Here is a 14,213-nt window from a genome sequence, read left to right on the forward strand (position 1 = left end):
GCCCGGTGATGGGTCAGAACGCTCCGGCGGCGCGGGCGCGGTCGACGTTGCCGAGGTGCTCGGGGTAGGTCGTGGCGAAGCAGGAGGCGCCTTCGGTGGTGCACCGCACGAAGAACAGCCACGGGCCCGCAGCCGGCTTCTCAGCGGCCGAGAGCGCCGCGGTGGACACCGAGGCGACGGGCGTCGGCGGCAGCCCGGTGTTGAGGTAGGTGTTGTACGGCCCGGGGGTGCCGCGGGCCTCGGCCGTGGTGCGCAGCGCCTGCACGTCGAGCGGGTAGTTGACGGTGGAGTCCATCTCCAGGCGCTGGTTCACCGCGAGCCGGTTCTCGATCACCCGGGCCACCTTCGGCATGTCGGGGACGAGCGCCTCCTTCTCCACGACGGAGGCGAGGACGAGGGTGCGGTAGGCGTTCTCCCCGCCCAGCCCGGCGGCCGCCAGCCTGGTCGCCGACGCGGTGAGCACCTGGCGCAGCACCTGCTCCGGGGTGCCGCGCGGGTCCAGGTCGTACGGCCCGGGGGCGACCAGGCCCTCCATCCGGCGTCCGGGGGCGGCCGCCCGGTAGCCCGCGCGGGCCCACTCGGGGACGGCGATCGCGGCCGGGTCGGCGTCGGCCATCGCGGCGCGCAGCGCGTCGACGTCGGTGCAGCGGGCGTCGCCGTCCGCGGTGCCGAGGCAGGTGGCGCGGGAGATCTGGGACAGCACGCCCGGGGAGACGGTGCCGTCCGGGGCGCGGGTGTCGTCGAGCTGGACGCCGCCCTTGACGTCGAAGAACCCGACACGCCGCTCCGGGTCGAGCAGCCCCTCGACCGCGGAGTCGCCCGACATCTGCGAGCGGAGCTCGTAGTAGCCGGGCTGGACCCGCTGGATGTCGGGCTCCTCGGCGGCGGCCTCGACGAACGCGGCCCGGGACTTCACCACGTCCAGCCCGACCAGGGTCTCCCCGATCGCGCTGGTGGTGTCGCCGGACTCGACGCGCACCACGACCGAACCGCTGCCGGAGCCGGCGTAGTCGTCGGCACCGCGCAGGTACAGGCCGACGGCGACGAGCACCGCGCCGGCCAGCAGCGCCGACCCCAGCAGGGCGAGCCGCCGCCGCCGGAAGTGCACCGGGGTCGGACGGTGCCGTACGGGCCCCGCGGTCACGCTCACATCGGGCCCCGGGACGTCACGTCGTTCTCGCCGGCGCCGGTCACGCGGTCGAGGGTATCCGCCGCGGGCCCGGCCCGTGGTCACCCCCGGTCACGGTGATCAGGTTCCGCGGGTGGTATCCAGCCAGCCCTGCAGGATGGCAACCGCGGCCTGCTGGTCGATGACCGCACGCTGCTTGCGGCCGCGCACGCCGCGCCCGGCCAGCTGCCGGGTCGCGACGACGGTCGTCATCCGCTCGTCGGTGAGCTCGACCGGGACCGCGCAGCCGGCCGCGGCGAGCCCCGCCTCCAGCGCGGCGGCGAACTCCCGTGCGGCGACGGCGGCCGGGCCGTCCTCGCCGCGCAGGTTCCGGGGCAGCCCGAGCACGACGCCGACGACGTCGTGCTCGGCCACCAGCGCGGCGATCCGGCGCACGTCGGCGCCGCCCTCGGCGTCGCGGGGCACGGTCTCGACCGGGGTCGCGAGGATCCCGTCCGGGTCGCACATCGCGACCCCGACGCGGACGGCGCCGACGTCGATGCCCAGGCGCCGCCCGCGGGTGGGGGTCACGGACGCAGCGCGGCGCGCAGCTTCTGCACCGCGGCGTCGATCCCGGCCGGGTCGGTGCCACCGCCCTGGGCGAGGTCGGGCTTGCCGCCGCCGCGCCCGCCGACGGCCGCGGCGAACTCCCCGATCAGCTTCCCGGCGGCGATCCCGTTGTCCCGGGCCGCCTTCGTGGTGGCGACGACGAAGGACACCTTCTCCCCGTCGACGCCGAACAGCACGACCACACCGGGCCGGTCGCCCAGCTTGCCGCGGACGTCGGCGGCGAGGGTCCGCAGGTCGTTGCCACCGACACCGTCCGGCGCGGTGACGGCGACCAGGGCGGTCCCGTCGAGGTCCTCGGCCTGCTGGGCGAGCGCCCCGGCCGAGGCCAGGACGGCGTCGGCGCGGTGCTTCTCCAGGTCGCGCTCGGCGGTCCGCAGCCGCTCGACGATCCCGTTGATCCGCTCCGGCAGCTCCTCCGGACGGGCCTTGAGCTGGTCGGCGAGCTGGTTGACCAGCAGGTGCTCGGTGGTGGCGTGCTTGAAGGCGTCCAGCCCCACCAGCGCCTCGACGCGGCGCACCCCGGAGCCGATGGAGGCCTCGGACAGCACCCGGACCAGGCCGAGCTCGCCGGTGCGCCCGACGTGGGTGCCACCGCACAGCTCGCGCGAGTAGTCGCCCATGTCGACCACGCGCACGCGGTCGCCGTACTTCTCGCCGAACAGCATCATCGCGCCGAGCGTGCGGGCCTCGTCGATGGAGGTCTCGTAGGTCTGGATCTCCCGGTCCTCCTGCAGGACCGAGTTGACCTCCTCCTCGATCTCGACCAGCGCCGCGGGCGGCACGGCCCCGGTCGGGGAGGTGAAATCGAACCGCAGCCGGCCCGGAGCGTTGAGCGACCCGGCCTGGGCGGCGGCGCTGCCGAGCGCGCCGCGGACCCCGGCGTGCACGAGGTGGGTGGCGGTGTGCGCGCGCGAGATCGCGGACCGACGGGTGCGGTCGACCTCGGCGACGACCTCGGCGTCGAGGGTCACGGTGCCGGCGGTGACGACGCCGCGGTGCACCCGCAGCCCGGCCACCGGGGACTGGACGTCGTCCACCCGGACCTCGAAGGACGCGCCGCGCAGCACGCCGGTGTCGGCCTGCTGGCCGCCGGCCTCGGCGTAGAACGGGGTGCGGTCGAGCAGCACCTCGACCTGCTCGCCCTCGTGGGCGGCGGGCACGGTGGCGCCGTCGCGCAGCAGCCCGACGACCCGGGACTCCGACTGCAGCGTCTGGTAGCCGAGGAAGTCGGTGGCGCCGTGGGTGTCGAGGACGGCGCGGTAGACCGAGGCGTCGACGAAGCCGATCTTGCGCCCGGCGGCGTCGGCCTTGGCCCGCGAGCGCTGCTCGTCCATCAGCGCGGTGAAGCGCTCCCGGTCGACGGTGAGCCCGGCCTCGGCGGCCATCTCCAGCGTCAGGTCGATCGGGAAGCCGTAGGTGTCGTGCAGCGCGAACGCCTGGTCGCCGGGCAGGGTGTCGCTGCCGGCGGAACGGGCGCGGGACACCGCGCCCTCGAAGATCCGCTCGCCGGCGGTCAGCGTGGCGCGGAAGGTGTCCTCCTCGGCCCGGATGACCGCGGAGATCCGCTCGAAGTCGGTGGCGAGCTCGGGGTAGGTCGGCGCCATGGTGTCGCGGACGACGGCGGCGAACTCGCCCAGGCACGGCCCGGTGACGCCCAGCAGCCGGGCCGAGCGCACGATGCGGCGCAGCAGCCGGCGCAGCACGTAGCCGCGGCCCTCGTTGCCGGGGGTGACGCCGTCGCCGACGATCATCAGCGACGAGCGGGCGTGGTCGGCGATGACGCGGAAGCGCACGTCGTCGATCTCGCCCTCCGGGCCACCCGCGCCGTAGCGCTTCCCGGACAGCTCCTCGGCCTTGGCGATGACTGGGCGGACGAGGTCGGTCTCGTAGACGTTGTTGACGCCCTGGAGCAGGAACGCGACCCGCTCGACACCCATCCCGGTGTCGATGTTCTTGTGCGGCAGGGTGCCGATCGGCGGGTGCCCCTTCTTCGGGGACAGCGCGCCGCGCTCGTCCTGCATGAAGACGAGGTTCCAGATCTCGAGGTAGCGGTCCTCGTCGGCCTCGGGGCCGCCCTCGGCGCCGAACTCCGGGCCGCGGTCGACGTAGATCTCCGAGCAGGGGCCGCCGGGGCCGGGGACGCCCATGTCCCAGTAGTTGTCGTCGCCGCCGCGGCGCTGGATGCGCTCCTCGGGCAGGCCGGCGATCTCCTTCCAGAGCGCGATGGCCTCGTCGTCGTCGTGGTAGACGGTGACCCAGATGATCTCGGGGTCGAAGCCGTAGCCGCCCTCGTCCTGGCTGCGGGTGATCAGCGACCAGGCGAACTCGATGGCGCCGCGCTTGAAGTAGTCGCCGAAGGAGAAGTTCCCGGCCATCTGGAAGAACGTGGTGTGCCGGGTGGTCTTGCCGACCTCGTCGATGTCCGGGGTGCGGACGCACTTCTGGATCGACGTCGCGCGCGGGTAGGGAGCGGGGACGTCGCCGAGGAAGTACGGCTTGAACTGCACCATGCCCGCGTTGACGAACAGCAGCTGCGGGTCCTCGAGGATCAGCGAGGCGCTGGGGACGGGCGTGTGCCCGTTGCTCTCGAAGTGGGCGGTGAAACGACGGACGATCTCGTGGGTCTGCACCGGTGGGTCTCTCGTGACGGGTACGGCTGGCGACGGGTCGGCGACGGGGCGGGCGCCCTGCGCCCGCGCCACACCGTAGGCCGCGCGGCGTGGGGACGCCGCGGGAGGCCGGTCGTGCCAGGTTACCGGCACCCGGAGGAGGGAACGGCCGGTGCCGGTGCGCGCCCGAGCGCACCGGCACCGGCCGTCTGCGGGTCCCGCCGTGCTCCCGGTCCGGGGGGTCGACCGGAGGGCCGGCGGGTCCGCCGTCACGCCCCGGTCAGACGGCGACCGGTAGCGGGGCGTCGAGGGGGGTCCGCGGCGCGGGGACGAGGACCCGGGGGGTGTGGACGGGGGTCCGCGGGGCGGGGACGGCGACGACCCGGACGCCGGCCCGGCGGGACGCGCGGTCCTCGAGCTCGCGGCGCAGCCGCTGCAGCGCGCGGTGCTGGGCGACGCGGACCGCGCCGGGGGTGGAGCCGAGTGCGTCGGCGGTCTCCTCCGCGGTCAGCCCGACCGCGATGCGCAGCGTGAGGATCTCGACCTGGCGCGGGCCGAGCAGGCCCATGAGCTCGGACAGGCGGTCGTTGCGCTCGGCGTCGAGCACGACCTGCTCCGGGTCCTCCTCGCGGCTGAGCCGCTCGGGGAGCTCCTCGACGGCGTCGCAGCGGTTGCGGGCCATCGCCCGGAACGCGTCGGCGATCTTGTGCCGGGCGATGCCGAACACGAACGCCCGGAACGACATCCCCGAGGGTCGGTAGTCCGGGAGCACGGCCAGCACCGCCATGCAGACGTCCTGCGCGACGTCGTCGGCCGAGCCGAGGATCGTCTCGCGCCGGCCCAGCCGGGCCCGGCAGAAGCGCTCCACCTGCGGGTGCACCTTCGCCAGGAGCAGCGCGACCGCGCGCTCGTCGCCGGCGACGGCCGCGGCCAGCATCTCCGGCGGGAGGAGGTCCGCCGCCTGCCGGGAGTCGGCCTCCTCGGCGGTGTCCTCGGGTGCGGTCGCGATGGCCACGGGTCCGTCGTGCATCTGCCCAGCTCTCCTCAGTCGCGACCCGGGGGCCGCGTCAGGCGCCGGCACCGCCCGTCCGACCCAGGAGAGGTCGGGCGGTGCGACTGTCGCGCTGTCCTCCGCCGGTGGTGGTCGGCGCTGCCGGCAGGTCCGCTCGGCCGCGCCCCGGCCTGCGATCAACCCTTCCGGTGCACCCTTTCGGGGTCAATCAACATGCACAATTTGCGGTATAGGTAGACGGACAGTAGGGGCTTTGGTCCTCATGGGGGCAACCTCGGGCACGGACGGACGTCCACCCCTTTCGGAGGGGTGTCCTCCGCCTGCGGGCCGTGACCCGGGCGGAGCAGCGTCGTTGGGCCGGGTGTCACGCTCCGCTCGCCCGAAGGACCGCTCGTGTCTCTGCGTCGCCCGCACCGCCTCCTGCTCGCCGCTCTCGGCACCGTCGCGATCGGTGTGGGGGTGGCCGTGCCGGCGACCGCGGCCCCGGCGCTCCCCCCGGTCGCGGTCGGCGAGGACGCGGCCGCGGCGCTGGTGCCCGCGGTGACCGAGGCCCTCGGGCCCGCGCTGGCCGGGACGTGGCTGGCCGACGGACGGCTGATGGTGGGCACCTGGGACGCCGCGGCCGCCCCGCTGGTCACCGCGCTCGGCGCGACGCCGGTGGTGCGCGACGAGCCGCGCCGCGACCCCGCCGCGGTGCTGTCGGCGCTGGCCGGGCGCACCGCGACGGGGATGCCCGCCGGTCTGGACTCCTACGGTGTCGACCCCCGCACCGAGCAGGTCGTCGTGAGCGTCGTCGACGGGCCGGGCGCCGACGCGCTGGCCGCGGGCCTGACCGGCGGTCTCGACCCGTCCGCGGTGCGGGTGGAGCGGGTGGCGGCGCCGGCGCACCGGCAGGCCGCGGTCGGCGGGGGCGACACGATCACCGACGGGACCCGCCGCTGCACGGCCGGGTTCGCCGCCTCCGACGGCAGCAGCGACTGGCTGATCACCGCCGGGCACTGCACCCGGGGTTCGTCGTCCTGGTACGCCACCGACGGCTCGACGATCGGCTCCGAGGTCGAGACCGCGGGCCGCGGGGTGGACGTCGGCGCGATCGCGGTCGAGTCGGGCAGCGTGTCGGCGACGGTGTCGGGGATCCGGGTGGCCGGGAGCCGTCCGGCGCCCGTGGGCTCCACGGTCTGCCTGTACGGGTCCACTAGCGGGCGGTCCTGCGGCACGGTCCAGCGCACCGACATGACGGTGAACTTCGAGGGCCAGAGCCAGTCCGGGCTGACCTCGGTGGCGGCGTGCGCCCAGGAGGGCGACTCCGGCGCCCCCTACATCACCTCGTCCGGGCAGGCCCAGGGCGTGCACACCGGCGCGGGCGGCGAGGGCAACTGCACCAGCTACTTCACCCCGATCCGCACCGCGACCGGGGCGCTCGGGCTGACCCTGACCACCGGCTGAGCGCGCGGACTCAGTCCCGGGTGCCGCGCACGACGCGGCGCAGCTTGGGCAGGCGCTCGGCGAGGACGCGTTCGTGCCCGCGCCCGGACGGCGCGTAGTAGTCGACGCCGACGACGTCGTCGGGCGGGTACTGCTGTCGCAGGACGCCGTCGGGGTCGTCGTGCGGGTAGCGGTAGCCGACGGCGTTGCCGAGCTTCTGCGCGCCTGCGTAGTGGCCGTCGCGCAGGTGCGGGGGCACCCCGCCGACCCTGCCGGAGCGGACGTCGGCCATCGCCGCGTCGATCGCGGTGATCACGGCGTTCGACTTGGGTGCGGTCGCCAGGTGCACGGTGACCTGGGCGAGCGCGATCCGTGCCTCCGGCATACCGACGAGCTGCACGACCTGGGCGGCCGCGGTCGCGGCGGGCAGCGCGGTCGGGTCGGCCAGCCCGACGTCCTCCGAGGCGTGGATCATCAGCCGGCGCGCGATGAACCGGGCGTCCTCCCCCGCGACGAGCATCCGGGCCAGGTAGTGCAGGGCGGCGTCGGGGTCGGAGCCGCGGATGGACTTGATGAACGCGCTGATGACGTCGTAGTGCTGGTCGCCCGCGCGGTCGTAGCGCACGGCGACCTCGGTGACGGCGCGCTCGACGGCGGCGAGGTCGATCACCGGGTCACCGCCGGCGCCGAGGACACCGTCGGCGGCCGCCTCCAGCGCGGTGAGCGCGCGACGCCCGTCGCCCGCGGAGAGCCGAACCAGTGCCTGTTCGCCGTCCTCGGCGAGCTCGACGGTCGCGTTCAGGCCCCGCTCGGAGGTCACGGCGCGCCGGAGCAGGGTGCGCACGTCGTCCTCCCCCAGGGACTGGAGCTGCAGCACCAGGGAGCGGGACAGCAGCGGGGACACGACGGAGAACGACGGGTTCTCGGTGGTCGCGGCGACGAGCAGGACGAGCCGGTCCTCGACCGCGCCGAGCAGGGCGTCCTGCTGGGTGCGGGAGAAGCGGTGGACCTCGTCGATGAACAGCACCGTGGTGGTGCCGCTGCGGTCGCGACGCCGGCGGGCCTCCTCGATGACCGCCCGCAGCTCCTTCACCCCGGCCGAGAGCGCCGACAGGGCGACGAAGTGCCGCTCCGCTCCCCCGGCGCCGGCCATCAGCCGGGCGAGGGTGGTCTTGCCGGTGCCGGGCGGGCCGTAGAGCAGCACCGACGCCGCGGCACCGCCGTCGAGCAGGCGGCGCAGCGGCGCGCCGGGGGTGAGCAGGTCGGCCTGGCCGACGACCTCGTCGAGGGTGCGCGGGCGCATCCGCGCGGCGAGCGGCGCGTCGGGGCGGACGGCGTCGCCGTCACCGGTGTCGCGCTCGTCGCCCCCGGGGTCGATGTCGAACAGGCCGTCGGTGCTCATCCGTTCCAGCCTGCCAGGACACCGGCCCCGGGGGGACGGGCGGCTCAGGCGCGGTCGATCTCGTCGGCCAGGACGGGGGTGTGCACCGGGTTGTGCTCGTGGAAGCGGCACTCGGCGTAGGTGACGATCATCGCGGCGACGCCGGCGATCTGCACCGGCAGCTGCAGCAGGGTCCCCACGACCTGCCCCAGGACGGGGCTGAGGTACGTCAGCGGCGCGACGACGACCAGCGAGATCACCAGCGAGTACACGATCGCGATCAGGAAGAAGACCACGAGCCGGCCGAACACGGGGAAGAACCGGGGGTTGACCAGCGTGAACGTGCGGCCGATCCCGGCCCGCTCGATCACGACGACCCCGATCAGCGCGCCGGTGAACACCACGCCCAGGTAGATGGCCGGGATGATCAGCAGGAAGAAGCCGATGACCACCAGCAGCCCGGCCAGCAGTGACCAGCCGATCACCGGGAGCGCGCGGTTCTTCGCGAACGCGATGACCTGGTCCTGGCTCCAGGGGCGCTGGGCCGCGTCGCGCACGACGACGAACACCGACGCCGCGTAGCCGAGCGCGGACAGCACGATCGCGATCACGGTCAGGAGCAGGGTGGTCAGGCCGAGGCTCGCCACGAACCCGGTGCTGAGGTCGAGGTCGACGGGGTCGAACGACGACGTCGTGCTCCCCCCGAGGAGGTAGCTGATGCCGCTGAGGACCGCGGTCGGGATCAGCACGATCAGGTTGATGATCAGCAGCGGCTTCCAGCTGCGCTGCAGCACGCCGACGATCTTCGAGAACCAGTCGCCGAAGGAGAACGGCACCAGCGGGTCCGGGGAGGTGCCGCTGGGCGGGGCGCCGCCGGAGGGGTAGGCGGGCTGGCCGTAGCCGCCCTGCGGGTACTGGCCGCCGTACTGCTGGCCGGTCGGGTACTGGCCGGGGTACTGCTGCCCGGCCCCGGGGTACTGGCCGGGGTACTGGGCCCCGTACTGCTGCTGGCCGCCGTACTGGCCCGCGCCGGGGTACTGGCCGGGGTACTGCTGCTGTCCGTAGGGCTGGCCGGGGTACTGCTGCCCCGGGTCCTGCCCGTACGGGACCTGGCCGTACTGCTGGCCGTACTGCTGGCCGGGGTCCTGCGCGTACGGCCGGCCGTACTGCTGTCCGGGGTCCTGGCCGTACTGCGGCTGCCCGGGGTCCTGGCCGTGCTGGGACGGGGCGGCGGCGCCGTACTGTCCCGGCTCCTGCGCGCCGGTGGCGGCGTCCTCCTGCCCGGCCTGCTGCCCGCCGGGATACGGCGTGCCCGGCTGGCCCCCGCTCCCGGCCGCCTGCCCGGGCTCCTGGGCGCCACCGGGCGTCGCGGCTCCCCCGGGACCGGCCTGCGGGTCCTCGCCCCGCGGCGGTTCGTTGCTGCTCATGCGCGCGGACCCTAGTTGCGGGCGGGGTGCGGCGGTGCCGAATTCACCGGCTCGCCCCCGATTCGTGACCGATGCGTACGCAGCGTGATCGTCACCGACCCCGGATCGTCGCCGGAACGCAACGCCGCGGACGCGCGGTGTCACCGGCCCGCAACAGAGCCCGTGCACGCTCACGGGGCATGGACACGATCCCGAGATGCCCGCTCTGCTCCCGTCCGCGCACCCCCGCGGACGTCCGCGGACTCGTCTGGAGCAGCCACCACGGCCCGACCGGCACGGTGTACGTGTGCGGTCCGTGCACACGCGCCCACCTCGTCGACCTCGAGTGCGGGCTGCTCGACCCGGCCCGCGGCGGTGTCGCGCCGGTCGTCGCGGCCCCGCTGCCGCACGCGGCCTGACCGGTCGGACGGGGCGGGCCGGCACCGACCCGCCCGGCCCGCGGCGCGGCGACGGGCGGTCGTCGTAGGGTCACGCCGTGCGCGAGATCCTCGAGTTGCTCGAACGTGACGCGTCGTTGAGCCACGACACCGTCGCCACCATGCTGGGTCTGCCCCGGGACGAGGTCGACGCCCGGATCGCGGAGTGGGAACGCTCCGGGGTGATCCGCAGGCACAAGGCCGTCGTGGACTGGGCCCGGTACGAGGACGGCGGCAACGGCCGCTCCGGCGCGGGTCGCGCCGGGGCGCAGGTGACGGCGTTCATCGACGTGTCGGTGGCCCCGGCCCGCGGGGTCGGGTTCGACGACGTCGCCGCCCGCATCTCCCGCTTCGACGAGGTCCGCGACTGCTACCTCGTCTCCGGTGGGCACGACCTGCGCTGCACGGTCGTCGGCCCGGACATCCGCGCGGTCAGCGACTTCGTGTCCCAGAAGCTGTCCACGATCGACCGGGTCCGTTCGACCGCCACGCACTTCGTGCTGGCCACGCACAAGCGTGACGGCGACTCCTTCGCCGAGCCGGAGCCCGACCACCGGCTGCCGGTGACCCCGTGAAGGCGCTCAACGCGACGATCTCGGCGATCCCGCCGTCGGGGATCCGGCGGTTCTTCGACATCGCCGCCGAGATGGACGACGTCATCTCCCTCGGTGTCGGTGAGCCCGACTTCGTGACGCCGTGGCGGATCCGCGAGGCCGGGATCTACGCCCTGGAGCGCGGCTACACCACCTACACCGGGAACGCGGGCCTGCCGAAGCTGCGTGAGCTGGTGTGCGCGGACCTGGCGTCGCGCTACGACGCCCACTACGACCCCGCCACCGAGTGCCTGGTGACGACCGGGGTGTCCGAGGGGCTCGACCTGGCGTTCCGGGTGCTGCTGAACCCGGGCGAGGAGGTCATCGTCCCGGAGCCCTGCTACGTCGCCTACCAGCCGTGTGTGGCGTTCGCCGGTGGTGTGCCGGTCGGGGTGCCGACCCGCGCCGAGGACGGGTTCGCCATCGACATCGCCGCGGTCGAGGCCGCGGTGACGCCGCGGACGAAGGCGATCCTGATCGGCTCGCCGGCCAACCCGACCGGCGCGGTGCAGCCGCCCGAGGTGCTTCGCGAGCTCGTCGCGCTGGCCGAGCGGCACGACCTGTACCTGCTCTCCGACGAGATCTACGACCGCCTCACCTACACCGGCGCCCACACCTGTCTGGGCGCGGTCCCGGGCGCCCGGGAGCGGACGGTGGTCCTGGGCGGGTTCTCCAAGGCCCAGGCGATGACGGGGTGGCGGGTCGGCTGGCTCGCCGCGCCGGAGCCGATCGCGGAGCTGTGCCTGCGGGTGCACCAGTACACGATGCTGTGCGCGCCGCACATCTCGCAGATCGCCGCCGTGGAGGCGCTGACCAGCGCGGAGGGCGACGTCGCGGAGATGGTGGCCGACTACGACCGTCGCCGCCGGGTGTTCGTGAAGGGCCTGCGCGAGGCCGGGCTGGACTGCCCGGAGCCTGCGGGCGCGTTCTACGCGTTCCCCTCGATCCGCGCCTCCGGGCTGGACTCGGAGACCTTCGCCGAGCGGCTGCTGCGGGAGGAGTCGGTCGCGGTCGTCCCGGGCAGCGTGTTCGGGCCGTCCGGGGAGGGCCACATCCGCTGCTCGTACGCGACGGCGCTGCCGCAGCTGGAGCAGGCCGTGGAGCGGATCGGGAACTTCCTGCGACGCCTGTAGCCGGGCCGCGCCCGCGGCCGGGCCGCATCAGGGCTCGCCCGGACCCGCCCGGCAGGCAGGCATCCCCCGCGACGACCGGCGAACGGCAGGTGATCAGTCCGGGCCGCGGTAGGTGTGCCCGGTCGGCGTGGTGGTGACCACGGTCCCGTCCGGGGCCCGGGCGATGTGCCATCCGGGTTGCTCGCGGACGTGGTTGTGGAACTCGCAGACTCGACGTCCGTTGTCGAGTTCGGTGCGTCCGCCGTCGGCATCCCGCCGGATGTGGTCGAGGTGGCGGACGGGTGCGTCGCAGTAGGGCTCGGTGCACCGGTTCTGCGCCCGGGCCTTCACCAGGGTGGCGAGCAGCCCGGTGAAGGTACGTCTGCGGGAGTCGCCGCCGATGACCAGGCCCTGGTCGGTAAGCAGGCGACGAAGCGACTTGGTGCCCTCGGGGTTCGCGAGCAGGTCGGCCGGTACCGGACCGAAGCCGGGGATCTCCGCGGGCAGCGGGGAGGTGGGGTCGAGCAGCGCCTGGACCGGCACGGTGACCTGGACTTTCAGGTTCACCGCCGTCGCGGTGGCCTGTCCGGTCACCCGCTCCACCAGGGTGTCGGCCATCACCTGCCCGCGAGTGCGGGTCGGCGGCTCCGGGTCGACCTGGGCCTCGACGAACGCCTTCTGCAGCGCGGCCAGACACGCAGCGCCCTGCTCGACCGGGACATAGGCGGTCAGATAGCTCATCGCATCCGGCGCGGGCCGCAAGGTGACCCGGCGCTCGGCCTTAGCCGCGTGGACCCGTGCGCGGAACCGGTCCGGGGCGATCTCGGCGACCAGACGGCGCGTCATCGCACGCAGCCGGCCGATGCCGTACCGGGTCAGGTCACGCACGGCGGCAAGCCGGGCGTCGACCCGCGCGCGCTGGGTCGTGTTGAGGTCCCGGCACTCGACCGCGATCGCGGTGACCTTGGCGGCGCTGAGCTGCCCGGCCTCGTGGAGACACCGGACGTCGTCGAGCCCGGCGTGCAGGTCGCGGGCGTTGGCCACCCGGGTGCGGGCCTCGGCGGTGGAAACCCGGCAGGCCAGCTGGATCTGGGCGACGACGCTGCGGTGGATCTTGTCGAAGTCGCTCCGGTCATCGACACGCCGGTTCTCGACATGGGCCTGGGCAAAGGTCCGGATGCGGTCGGCCTGGAGTGCGGCGAGGGAGGCCTGGAGCGACTCGATCTCCTGGATCTGGTCGACCAGCTCGGCCTCGGACAGCCCTTCGGTGTCAGTGGCGAGTGCTTGTTCGACATGGAACCGGAGCAGGGTGAGGTCACCGCACGGGAACCCACCTACGTGCACGCCGGTGGCGTGGGCGGGTGGCTCCTCGGTGGCGGTCACACCATCGACGATACTCGAACGTGTGTTCGATCGCTAGTTTCCGTTCGCTATCGCGAATTTGTGAACTGCAACGACGGTGCGCTACCTGAGGTGGTGCAATGTCTCGGGACTGTCGGAAACCAGCGGACGTGCACAGGCTCCGACGTCGGCCGGTGCTCCCCGGACCACGTCGGGCCGACCACGGCGGCCGCGCCACTGCGCCGGAGTGATCGAATGCGACCGGGTCGCCGGGATCAGGCGGGCACCTTCCGTGCCCGCGCCCCCTCCACGAGCCCCCGCACCATCACCGGCCCGAGGTCCCGGGACCGCCGCACGAGCCACGGCACCCCCTGCACCACCAGCCACGCCCCCCGCTGCCAGGCCGTCACCTCCCGCCCACCGGCGGCGTCGAGCCCGATCTCCCCCGGCACCGCGAACCCGGCGGCGCCGAGCAGCGTGGCGAAACCACGCGCGAGCAACCGGTGCCCCAGCTCGGACGGGTGCAACCGGTCCACGCTCCACGCCGCCGGGTCGTAGCTGCCGGCGGTGTCGAGGTCGAGGATCCCGACGGCGGACCGCCCCGTCGCAGCGACGGCGTCGGCCACCGCCCCGTCGACGGCCCCGTTCAGGGCGGCGATCCGGGTGGCGAGCGCCCGCTGCAACAGCCCCGGCAGCGGCCAGACGCGGGTGTGGTCGTGGAAACGGAGCAGCAGCACGGTCGCACCGGCCCGCAGCAGCAGCTCCAGCGACTCGGCGCAGTCCCGCCGGATCGCGGCCGGGTCGAAGTCCGAGCGCAGGGTGTCGTTCATCCCGGCGCACAGCACGACGACGTCGGGCCCCGACGCCGCGGCCGCGGGCACCTGCCCGTGCCGGGCGTCGGCCATCCGCGCCCCGGTCCGGGCGTGGTTGTCCAGCCGGACCGAGCCGGGGTGGGCGGGATCGTCGAGGGCGTCGCGCAGCAACGGGCCGAACCCGCGCCAGCCACCGCCGGGCAGGGGGTCACCCAGCCCGACGGCGGTGGAGTCGCCCAGCAGCACGAGGTGCCGGACGGGCCGCCCGGTCGCGCGCGGTACGGCGACGGGACGGACGGGGCGGAGGACCGGATCGACGACGGACGGACGCGCGGTCATCGGGGACA

11 protein-coding genes and 1 pseudogene are annotated in these 14,213 nt (G+C 74.4%); 4 read left to right on the forward strand and 8 right to left on the reverse strand.

All coding sequences use genetic code 11. The annotated features are described in order from the left end of the window. Positions 1 to 13: 13 nt before the first annotated feature. The 4 genes and pseudogenes from DMP17_RS33785 to shbA form a co-directional block, all read right to left on the reverse strand. Positions 14 to 1,150 (reverse strand): endolytic transglycosylase MltG, encoded by a 1,137-nt coding sequence (locus DMP17_RS33785; RefSeq protein WP_337831656.1) that lies wholly within the window; start codon positions 1,148 to 1,150, stop codon positions 14 to 16. Between the two features lie 99 nt (positions 1,151 to 1,249). Further along, positions 1,250 to 1,699: a Holliday junction resolvase RuvX gene (gene ruvX, locus DMP17_RS33790; protein ID WP_208826928.1), complete on the reverse strand. Its 450-nt coding sequence runs from the start codon at positions 1,697 to 1,699 to the stop codon at positions 1,250 to 1,252. Beyond that, on the reverse strand, positions 1,696 to 4,368 hold the full coding sequence (gene alaS / locus DMP17_RS33795) for an alanine--tRNA ligase (RefSeq protein WP_337831657.1): 2,673 nt from the start codon (positions 4,366 to 4,368) through the stop codon (positions 1,696 to 1,698). The genes ruvX and alaS overlap by 4 nt, the downstream gene beginning before the upstream one ends. Before the next feature lie 394 nt (positions 4,369 to 4,762). Continuing rightward, positions 4,763 to 5,284: pseudogene (shbA, locus tag DMP17_RS33800) on the reverse strand (RNA polymerase sigma factor ShbA); the annotation flags it as partial. A 468-nt stretch (positions 5,285 to 5,752) separates the two neighbouring features. Here shbA and DMP17_RS33805 point away from each other — a divergent pair. Then, positions 5,753 to 6,805: a S1 family peptidase gene (locus tag DMP17_RS33805; RefSeq protein WP_226357351.1), complete on the forward strand. Its 1,053-nt coding sequence runs from the start codon at positions 5,753 to 5,755 to the stop codon at positions 6,803 to 6,805. A 10-nt stretch (positions 6,806 to 6,815) separates the two neighbouring features. Here the strand turns inward: DMP17_RS33805 and DMP17_RS33810 are convergent, their stop codons facing one another. Continuing rightward, positions 6,816 to 8,186, reverse strand: coding sequence for a replication-associated recombination protein A (locus DMP17_RS33810; RefSeq protein WP_226357352.1), 1,371 nt, complete (start codon positions 8,184 to 8,186; stop codon positions 6,816 to 6,818). Between the two features lie 44 nt (positions 8,187 to 8,230). Then, complete coding sequence (locus tag DMP17_RS33815; protein WP_337831658.1) at positions 8,231 to 9,592, reverse strand: hypothetical protein; 1,362 nt, start codon at positions 9,590 to 9,592, stop codon at positions 8,231 to 8,233. 179 nt (positions 9,593 to 9,771) lie between these two features. Between DMP17_RS33815 and DMP17_RS33820 the strand changes: the two genes are divergently transcribed. From DMP17_RS33820 to DMP17_RS33830, 3 genes are all read left to right on the forward strand, one after another. Then, entirely contained in the window at positions 9,772 to 9,990 is a 219-nt protein-coding gene (locus DMP17_RS33820; RefSeq protein WP_226364978.1) for a hypothetical protein, read from the forward strand. Positions 9,991 to 10,067: 77 nt separating this feature from the next. Next, complete coding sequence (locus tag DMP17_RS33825) at positions 10,068 to 10,583, forward strand: Lrp/AsnC family transcriptional regulator (RefSeq protein WP_337831659.1); 516 nt, start codon at positions 10,068 to 10,070, stop codon at positions 10,581 to 10,583. Continuing rightward, entirely contained in the window at positions 10,580 to 11,734 is a 1,155-nt protein-coding gene (locus tag DMP17_RS33830; protein WP_100877600.1) for an aminotransferase class I/II-fold pyridoxal phosphate-dependent enzyme, read from the forward strand. The genes DMP17_RS33825 and DMP17_RS33830 overlap by 4 nt, the downstream gene beginning before the upstream one ends. Before the next feature lie 93 nt (positions 11,735 to 11,827). On the opposite strand, the gene DMP17_RS33835 is transcribed toward DMP17_RS33830, so the two are convergent. Next, a complete protein-coding gene (locus tag DMP17_RS33835; RefSeq protein ID WP_337831660.1) occupies positions 11,828 to 13,096 on the reverse strand; it encodes an HNH endonuclease in 1,269 nt (422 codons plus the stop codon). A gap of 233 nt (positions 13,097 to 13,329) precedes the next feature. Next, the gene (locus tag DMP17_RS33840) at positions 13,330 to 14,205 is read right to left on the reverse strand and encodes a GDSL-type esterase/lipase family protein (protein ID WP_337832779.1); all 876 of its coding nucleotides are present in this window, start codon (positions 14,203 to 14,205) and stop codon (positions 13,330 to 13,332) included. Positions 14,206 to 14,213: the final 8 nt, after the last annotated feature.

This window comes from Pseudonocardia sp. TMWB2A (assembly GCF_017312135.1).